General features: G+C 46.4%; 1 protein-coding gene. It reads left to right on the forward strand.

Annotation, left to right across the window (positions count from 1 at the left end; genetic code table 11):
• Positions 1-28: 28 nt before the first annotated feature.
• Positions 29-10322, forward strand: a 10294-nt coding sequence (locus AB6805_RS30905) for an amino acid adenylation domain-containing protein (protein ID WP_370913300.1), incomplete at its 3' end; no start/stop codon positions are given.

Here is a 10322-nt window from a genome sequence, read left to right on the forward strand (position 1 = left end):
AAATATTACCCACTTAAATCTTATTCCCTTGAAAAAGAAGCTTGAGAAATCAAATGTGCAGGAGATCAGCGAGCTTAGTATGGTCCAGAAAGGCATGTTGTATCATTATTTGAAGGAAGCAGATTATAATCTTTACAATGTCCAGATATCCTTTGCGGTATCGGGACCGCTCGATATGAACATCCTGAGACAGGCATTCTCCCTGGTACAATCGGAGAATGATGTATTGAGATCTGTATTCAGATGGGAGGAAATAAAGGCTCCCATACAAGTAATTCTGAAGTCCTGTGACCTCGACATTAAATATTACGACTACTCAAAAGATAGCCCTGAGACAGCTGCCGGTATAATCACGCAGGAACTGTTGAACGATCAGCAGGAGAAATTTGACCTCACGGCCTTGCCCCTGCGGGTTAGGGTATTTCAGAAGGCAGCGGAAGATTTTATCATTGTCATCACGCATCATCATATTTTATATGACGGATGGAGTACGGCGATAGTGATAAAAGATTTGCTCCGGTATTATAACAGCCTTAATAAGGGGAATACGCCTGAGCACACTGATAAACCTGCCTTCGGCGCTGTTTATGCGGATAGCTGGCAACTGGTGGATCACGAGGCGTCAGAAAGTTACTGGAAGAACTACCTGGAGGGATATGAAATCGGACACCCCTTGTCGGAGGCTGCTAACCAGGGAGAACTGTCGCAGGATGTCAGCAAGCTGAGGATCAATAAAAACCTGGATGGCCTTGATGAATTTGTGAAAAAGAATAAAGTTACCAAAGCGGCAGTTATTTATACGGCTTATGGCTTGCTGCTGCAACAGTATGGTAATACAAATGATGTGGTGTTTGGAACGACCGTATCTAACAGGAACCCCTTTGTGCAGGGAAGCCAGGCGGTAGTGGGGAATTTTATCAATTCTATCCCAATCAGGATTCATGTTGATGAGCGGATAACGCTCGAAGCGCTGGTGAAAAGTGTGAATGCGGGATTGATAGAGAGAAGTCAATTTCATCATTCATCTTTGCATGAAATTAACCAGGCAGTTGGCATCACTGCAAATGAAAGCTTGTTTCAGTCGAGTATTGGCTTTGAAAATTATCCGGTTGATCAAAACATCCTCGACAGCGTAGAGGGGCTGAACATAGCGCTGCACGGGTATTATGAGAATACAAACCTGCCGCTGTCTATCCAGGTTTTTACCGATGAAGCATTGGTGATCGACTTCAACTACAAGAGCAGTATTTTTTCAACGGACTATATAGAGAGATTTTCAAACTACTTCATTCATCTTATCGGGGATGTGCTAACTTACCCGGATAGGCTTGTCAGTGAGGTGTTGTTGTTAAACGAGGCTGAAAAGGATACCATCCTGTATGCTTTTAACGATACGAAGGCCGATATACCATCTTATCAGTCTGTTATTGAAATGTTTGAGCGGCAGGTGGCTGCTTACCCGGATAATATTGCGGTCGTTTTTGGAGAAACAAGGCTTTCCTATGCCGCATTGAATAAGCGGGCCAATCAGGTGGCAGCCGTGGTACTCAATAGTCATCCGGGGCTGGATATCATCGGTTTGCGGGTAGAATCCTCCGTTGAAATGATGATTGGCATGCTGGGGATATTAAAAGCCGGGGCTGCGTTTTTGCCTGTGAACCCTGAAACATCCGTATCCAGGCTGAAGAAAATTTGTGAGGATGCAGGCTGCCGGTTAATATTGACGCAGCAACAACTATTGGTTGATATTCCTGTTGGAATTGATCAACTGGCGCTGGATCATCCGGACCTGAATAACAGTTCTCCTGAAAATCCGTTGGTGACCATTACGCCCGGTGATCTGCTGTATGTGATATATACTTCAGGAACCAGTGGCCTACCTAAGGGCGTGATGATTTCAAATGAGAATGTGATTAATTATGCCACCTGGATCAACAAATTCGCAAAAATAAACCATACCGATAAAACCGCATTGGTAACATCATTTGCATTTGACCTGGGTTATACAGGAATATTTTCTTCCATATTGTCCGGTGCGGAATTGCATATATTGCCTGCGGAAGTTTACATGCAGCCCGCCTTTTTTCTCCGGTACCTCCGGCAAAATCATATTACTTACCTGAAGCTGACGCCTTCCCTGTATGGCGCTGTAACAGATCATCCTGATTTTAAAACAGCCACGGGACTAAGGCTGGTGATACTGGGCGGAGAAAAGATCAGGGTGCGGGCAATAGAACAAACATTCGCGCTGCATCCGTCTATCGAAATTATCAATCACTACGGACCAACTGAAACAACTATTGGCGCGGTAGCGAGATATATTCACCGCCATCAGTTGTTGGACTTTCAGAAAGCACCTACTATTGGAAAACCAATCAGCAATGCCCGGTGTTATATATTGAATCAACACCTTATGCCTGTTCCTATCGGCATGAAAGGAGATTTGTATATCGCAGGAGCAGGAGTAGCCATTGGATATCTGGGGCAACAGGACTTAACTGATGAGCGGTTTATCGCTAATCCTTTTGAAAGCGGCGCCAGAATGTATATGACAGGGGATGTTGCCCGGTGGCTGCCGGATGGGAATATTGAATTTTTAGGAAGAAAGGATCACCAGGTAAAAGTAAGGGGATACCGGATAGAGCTGTCTGAAATTGAAACGGCGATGCTGTCGCTTGATGGCGTGGACCAGGTATTGGTGAAGGCGGAAGCGCAGGATGACGATACTGTTTTGATTGCCTATTATCTCTCTGAAAGCCTGTTGAGAGAAGTGGCCATTAAAGATTTTCTTGCTGATCTGTTGCCGGACTATATGATTCCTGCGTTTATTGTTCATCTGGCAGCGTGGCCTTTAACTGCGAATGGCAAAATCAACATGAACGCGTTGCCGGCGCCATCTGTAAAACAACTTGGTTATACCGCTCCCACCACCGAAACAGAAGAAAAATTGATTGAGATCTGGTCGGATATTCTGAAGCGGAATAAGGAGGACATTGGTATCGATCGTACGTTCACGGAGCTTGGCGGTCACTCCCTGCACATTATAGTGCTGGCGAGCAGGGTTTATAAAGTATTTCAGGTATCTGTTTCCATAAAAGACTTCTTCCAACACCAGACGGTAAGGAGTTTAGCGTTATTACTGGCACAGTCGGAAACCCGTAAGCATATAGACATTCAAAAGGCGCCGGCGCAGGAATATTATAAGCTTTCATCCGGGCAAAACCGCCTTTATTTCTTATATCAGTATGATAAGCATTCCATTGCTTACAATGGTGGTATCGTGATGATGCTGGAGGGTTCCCTCGACAAACCGAGGATTGAGCAGTCATTAAAAGCACTTGTATCCCGTCATGAAATTTTACGGACTGGTTTTTTTGTGAGAGAGGGAGAACCAGTGCAGCGTGTGTTTCCGGATGTATCGATGAATTGTGTATATTATAAAGCACAGTTTCCGGATGTGGAGGAGGTAGTAAAAAACTTCATTAAACCATTTGATCTTGAAAATCCACCATTGATCAGGGTAGGTATTATTGAGTTATCGGAGAAGGAGCATATCCTGATGGTAGATACCCATCATATTGTTAGCGACGGCGTTTCCCAGCAGGTGCTTTTTGATGAGTTTATGTCCTTGTATAACGGAGTGCAACTCCCTGAATTAAAACGGCAGTATAAAGATTTTGCAGTTTGGCAGGCCGGCGAAGTACAACAACGCCAGATGCGTACCCAGCGGGATTTTTGGTTGAAGGAATTTTCAGAATCGCCTCAGCAGCTGGATTTGCCGGCGGATTTTCCAAGACCTGTAATTAACAGCTTTAATGGACATGCGGTTGATTTTTCTATCCCTATCCGGGAAACGCAGCAGCTGAAATCAATAGCAGAAAAGGCCGGCGCTACCATGTATATGGCAGTAATGTCCGTCTTTAACATATTCCTCAGCAAACTGACCGGGGAAGAAGATATTGTTATCGGAACAGGGGTAGCAGGGCGACAGCATGCAGATCTGGAAACGATGGTAGGCATGTTTGTTAATTCATTACCTATACGAAATCATCCTGCTGCCGGCAAATCTTTCAGCGGATTTTTACTGGAAGTGAAAAACAAGATGTTGTCCTGCTTTGATCACCAGGACTACCCATATGAACAGTTAATTGATGACCTCAGTATTGAAAGAAAGACGAACCGCAACCCTTTGTTTGATGTAGCGCTTTCGTACGAGAACTACAGAGAAAAGGAGCTGGTACTCCCTGGCCTGAAGATTTCTGTTTTTAAAACAGCACACGCCATTTCAAAATTCGATATCACCCTGCGGGCATACGAGAAAGACAGTCAGCTGTTTTTAAGTTTTGAGTATGCGACAGACCTGTTTAAGGAAGCCACTATAAAAAGGTTTGTGCAATTTTTCACAAATGTGGTATCGGCGGTAACCTCCGATAGTAGCATCAGTATCGCTGCGATCCAGCTGATTAATCCTGTTGAGCAGCATCAGATCCTGCACGAATTCAACAGTATTGCACCTGCCGGCGCGCCGGCGGCTACCGTGCTGGAACGGTTTAAGCAACAGGCAGCACTACATCCGGATGCCGTGGCCATTCGGGATGAAGTAGCTAACCCGATGGAGTTATGGCCTTCTACGGCAGAATATTTTATTTATGACGACATGTTGTACCATGCGATGACGAACGATGTAAGAAGAAATGCGTGGTATGAAAAGGAGATCAGAAGACATGTGAAAGGAAAGGTGGTGGTGGAAATAGGAACAGGTCCCAATGCTATATTGTCGAGGTTATGCGTAGAAGCTGGTGCAGAAAAAGTATATGCCATCGAAATACTGGAAGAAACCTATAACAAAGCAAAACAGTTTTTAAAGGATGCCGGATTGGATCAGAAAATTCACCTGATTCACGGGGATGCCATGCTGGTAGACTTACCCGAGAAAGCTGATGTATGTTTGTCGGAGTTGGTAGGTCCTATAGGTGGCTGCGAAGGCGCCGCCGTAGTGTTGAATAATGCCAGGCGTTTTCTGAAGGAAGACGGTATTATGATTCCTGGCAGAAATCTGACCAGGATTGCGCCGGTTAGCTTACCCGGATATTTTATTGATACACCCGGTTTTTCTGATGTTTCGGCTCCTTATGTCCGCAAAACATTTGATTACATCGGTAGAAGTGCCGATATAAGGCTTTGTCTGAAGAACTTTTCACAGGAATATCTTTTATCCGGCGCTGAAACATTTGAAGACCTGGATTTTAACGGGGGAGCGGTAAAACCGGAAGATAGCCATGTTGTGAAATTTTATATCCGGAGGGAGGATACTATACAGGGATTCCTGGTATGGTTAACGATGCCGGGTGCAAATGGGGAAGTACTGGATACACTTGAATATGAATATTGCTGGCTGCCGGTATTCGTGCCTGTTTTTTACCCCGGGCTTCCGGTTGGCAAGGGCGATATGATTGAGATGGTGATTGACAGGCGGCTGAATGATAACGGCATTAATCCCGACTTTAGCATCAAAGGTTGTTTGACCCGGATCTCCGGTGAGAAAATTGATTTTGATACCGATTTACCTCATTTCCCGCAACGTTTCCGTAGTGAACCATTCTACCATAAAATTTTTGGCGAAGAGGGCGCCGTTGCAACAACAGGCAACCGGAAGCTGTATGAAAGCATGACGTACAAACGGCTGGATGATAGGTCTGATCAGGTAGCCGGGGTACTGATGGAGAAAGGGGTATCACATGGTGACATTGTAGGCATCCTGCAGGAATGCTCCGCTGCCACAATTGCCAATATACTGGGCGTGATGAAGGCCGCAGCGGTTTACCTGCCATTGGATCCGCGTTGGCCGGCGGGGAGGATCTGGTCAATCCTGGAAGAGAGTAAACCGGGATATTGCATTACTGACAGGCTGTATCGTGACTTTCTCTGCGGAGACACAGGGATTATAACAGGCCAGGAAGGCCTGCCAGACAGCCTCCTGCCGGATTTTTTATTACAGGATGATTTGCACATTGAAGGAGATCTGTTTTCCGGTACGCCTGGTGGCCGGGAAGTGCAGGAAAGGGATAATGCTTATATTATTTATACATCCGGGTCTACCGGCAGGCCGAAAGGTGTACTCCTGGGACATAAAGGCCTGGCTAACCTGGCAACGGTTTTTACAAACGTATTGGCACTCGCTCCTGAAACCAGGTTGCTACAGTTTTCGTCCCTGGGATTTGACGCGTCTGTTGCAGAGATTTTCCCGGTACTATCTTCCGGAGCTACCTTAGTCATCTTCAAAAGATCTGATACTTTTTCTACGGATGTTCTGTATTCGGTGCTGAAAGAACAGGCTATTGATGTTGTTACGCTTCCTCCATCTGTTTTAAGGGTGCTGCCTGCTGAGGGCCTGCACCAGCTGAGGACCATTATTTCTGCAGGAGAGGCCTGTGACAGGAAGATTGCATTGCAATGGACGCCTGGGCGGACTTTCCTGAACGCATACGGACCTACGGAATATACAGTTTGTACTTCCATTCTTGCAATGAAAAATGAGGCGCCGTCGCAGATTACTATTGGAAAGCCGATAGCGAATACCAGGATATTGATCCTTGGATTGAACAATGAATTGCAACCTGTTGGCGTACCAGGAGAACTTTGCATTTCCGGGTATGGACTGGCAAAGGGGTACCTGCATAATGAAAATCTCACGTCGCAGAAGTTTGTGCCAAATCCTTTTTATCCCGGTGAAATGATGTACAGAACAGGGGACTTTGGGATGTGGCATGCTGACGGCAATATCGCATTCCTGGGCAGAACAGATGATCAGGTAAAGTTGCGTGGCTTCAGAATAGAACTGGGTGAAATTGAAAACCGCCTGCTGGAACACGAAGAGGTGCAGGGAGCAGCGGTGATCATCAGGGAAGGGAATGGAACAAAATCACTGATCGCCTATTACGTATCAGCGTCATCTGTTCCGGTAACTTCGTTGCGTGCTTTCCTGCAGCAGCAACTGCCGGATTACATGATGCCTGCCTTGTTTGTACAACTGGAATCTATGCCTTTGACTTCGAGCGGAAAGATCAACAGGCGTGGTTTACCCGATCCTGAAATATCTTCAGCCGGAGAGTTCGTACCGGCTGTTACACCGGAAGAAAAACTGTTGTCAGAAATATGGTTAAGTGTACTGGGAATCACAAGGGTAAGTGTAACGGATAACTTTTTTTCACTGGGAGGTGATTCTATAAAATCCATACAAATCATGTCCCGGCTTCGTTCTGCAGGATATGAAACAACGATCAGGGATATCTTCGACAGTCAGACCATCGGGGGATTATCGTTAAAGCTGAGACGCTTATCAGCCATCTCTTCCCAAACAGCAGTAACAGGAGAGGTTGGGTTGACGCCCATCCAGCAATGGTTCTTCCATCACCCATTTGAACAACGCCATCATTTTAACCAGTCGGTAGTGCTTCATTTCCCCGGGAGGATAGAGACAAACCGCGTACTTGACATATTCAGAAAGCTGACTGATCATCATGATGCTTTACGCATGGTGTTTGAAGAACAGGGAGGGACAATTGTCCAGCGCAACCTGGGTACTGGTGTGCCGGTGTCCCTGGAAGTAATTGAACTATATAAAAAAGACGACTGGCAGGCAGATTTCATATTACATTGTAATGTTCTTCAGTCAGGTATCAACCTGGCCACGGGCCCGCTGTTGAAGCTTGGCTTGTTTTATACGCCAGGCGGCAGCCGCCTGGTGGTGATCGTTCATCATCTGGTTATTGATGGTGTTTCCTGGCGGATCCTGTTCGAGGATATCGAAACGTTATATCGTCAAACCGCGCAGGGAGAACCACTATTGCTACCGTTGAAGACGGATGCTTTCCAGCAGTGGTCGGCTACTTTATTGCGGTATGCAGAAAGCGATGCCTTCCGTTCGGCCAGTGCGTACTGGTCCCGGATCGATGAGCAGCCTGCCTTCCGGCTGCAGCGGGACTATCCCGTTGCGCTGGGAAGACGCACTTCCTTACGCCGTGAAGCCTTTACCTTAGACAGTAATACCACTGTAAAGCTACTCCACCATGCGCAGCACACGCAGGTGAATGATATGTTGTTAGCCGCCCTTTACCTGGGTATGCGCAGGCGGTATACGATACCGGTGTTACGGGTTGATATGGAAGGACATGGCCGCTCGGATATTGGCGCTACGGTGAATGTAAGCCGCACCGTAGGCTGGTTTACGACTATTTACCCCGTAGTACTAACAAGCGACAGCGATGACCTGGGCATATTGATCCGCGACATCCGGCAAACGCTCAGCAGTGTTCCAAATGGAGGGATCGATTACCTGCTCATGCAGCAGCGCAGGTCAGCTCCGGAAAGGCAGGACAAGTACACCGGAATCAGCTTTAACTACCTGGGACAATTCGACAGCGACACCATGGGCAGATCTTATGGTATCTCTTCAGATCCGCATGGGGAAACCATCTCACCGGAAGAAATACGGTTGTATGATTGGGACATCATCGCGATGGTCAGCTCAGGTCAGTTACAGGTACAATTGAATTATAGCACGTCACAGTATCATCCGGATACGATAGCTGCGTTCATGGATGTATACAGGGAGTGTTTGAGTGAAGTCATTGATTACTGCAGCTCGGGACAGAAGATATTACTGAGTCCTTCTGATCTCACCTGGAAAAGCATCCCGGTAAGTTTGCTGGATGAATTACAGGAACAACAGGAGGTAGAAGACATATACCCGCTGTCTCCCACGCAGGAGGGGCTTTTATTTCACGCTTTGCTGGATAAAGGATCCGATCATTACTTTGAACAGATGCTTATCCATATGGATGGCGAACTGGATATTGCAGCGGTTGAATCGGCCATGAATGCGCTGGTAGCACGTTATGCAGTACTGCGGACGCGTTTTTTGCATGATCGTTACCATCGCCCGCTGCAAGTGGTGTTAAAGCGTGGAAAAATCGACTTCCAATATCACGACGTTCGTGAGGAATGCCTGGAATCAGGCAGAAAGCAGGTGCTGGAAGCTTACCGGCATCTTGACAGGTCCCAACCTTTCCTGTTGGAGGAAGGCAGGTTAATGCGGCTGACAGTTCTCCAAACGGGACACAGGGAGTATGAGCTTTTATGGAGCCATCACCACATACTGATGGATGGTTGGTGTATTGGTATTATCGTCAGGGATTTTAAAGAAGTTTATACCAGGATGTTGTCCGGTGAATCCATCTCAATGGGTATGGTAACGCCATATTCCCGGTATATAGCGTGGTTAGAGACGAGAAACAAAAATGAATCCGCTGCCTATTGGAAGGAGTATCTCCGGGGATATAGCCAACAGGCGGATTTGCCTGGGAAAGCATTGCGTATTTCAGATAGTTCCTCCTATACGATCGTTACACATCAGGCGCCTATCAGTGCGGAGCTGACAAAATCCATTGAATCACTTTCTGCAAAAGTGGGGGTAACCATTAATACAATATTTAAAGTAGCCTGGGGAATAATGCTCGGTCGCTATTGTAATTTGGACGATGTGGTATTTGGTACGGTCGTATCCGGCCGCCCCGGTGAAATTGCCGGTGTGGAATCTATGGTCGGTTTATTTATTAATACTGTGCCGGTACGAATCATACTGGACAATGCAGCGGTAGTGGAAGAACTACTAAAAGATACACAACAGCAGGACCTGGAAGCGAATTTGCACCATTATTACCCGTTGTCAGAAATACAGGGCGCAAATGAATTGGGCAGCCGTTTGTTCACCCACATTATGGCCTTCGAGAATTACCCGCTTGATGAAGACGTAAAGAACATCAGTGATGGACTCAACATCACAGCGGTAGAAACATACGAGAAAACGAACTATGACCTTTGGATAACGATATATCCCGGCAAAGACATCCTGCTGAAAATCAGTTATAATAATAACGTATATGCTGATGAGATTATCAGAAATATGTTGCATCATTTACAACAGGTACTTAGCCGGATGGTCGCCGCACCTGCATTAACCCTATCCGGAATCGAGCTGCTTTCTGAATTGGAGAAAGCAGCACTGGTAAATAACCTGGACTATACCAACAGCCACTATCCTGAAGATAAAACGATACTTGACCTGTTTGAAGAACAGGTAACAAAGTGGCCTGGGAATACAGCCGTACAATATGAAGGGGCTGCTCTTACCTATGCACAGCTGGATGAACAGGCCGGGCAGGTGGCCGCGCAGCTGACGGCCCGTGGAGTGAAACCAGATGCGGTAGTAGGTCTTTTGATGGACCGTTCTATTGAAATGGTGGTAGGCATGCTGGGTATTC

This window comes from Chitinophaga sp. RCC_12, from assembly GCF_041360695.1.
In the GTDB taxonomy this organism is placed as follows: Bacteria; Bacteroidota; Bacteroidia; order Chitinophagales; family Chitinophagaceae; genus Chitinophaga.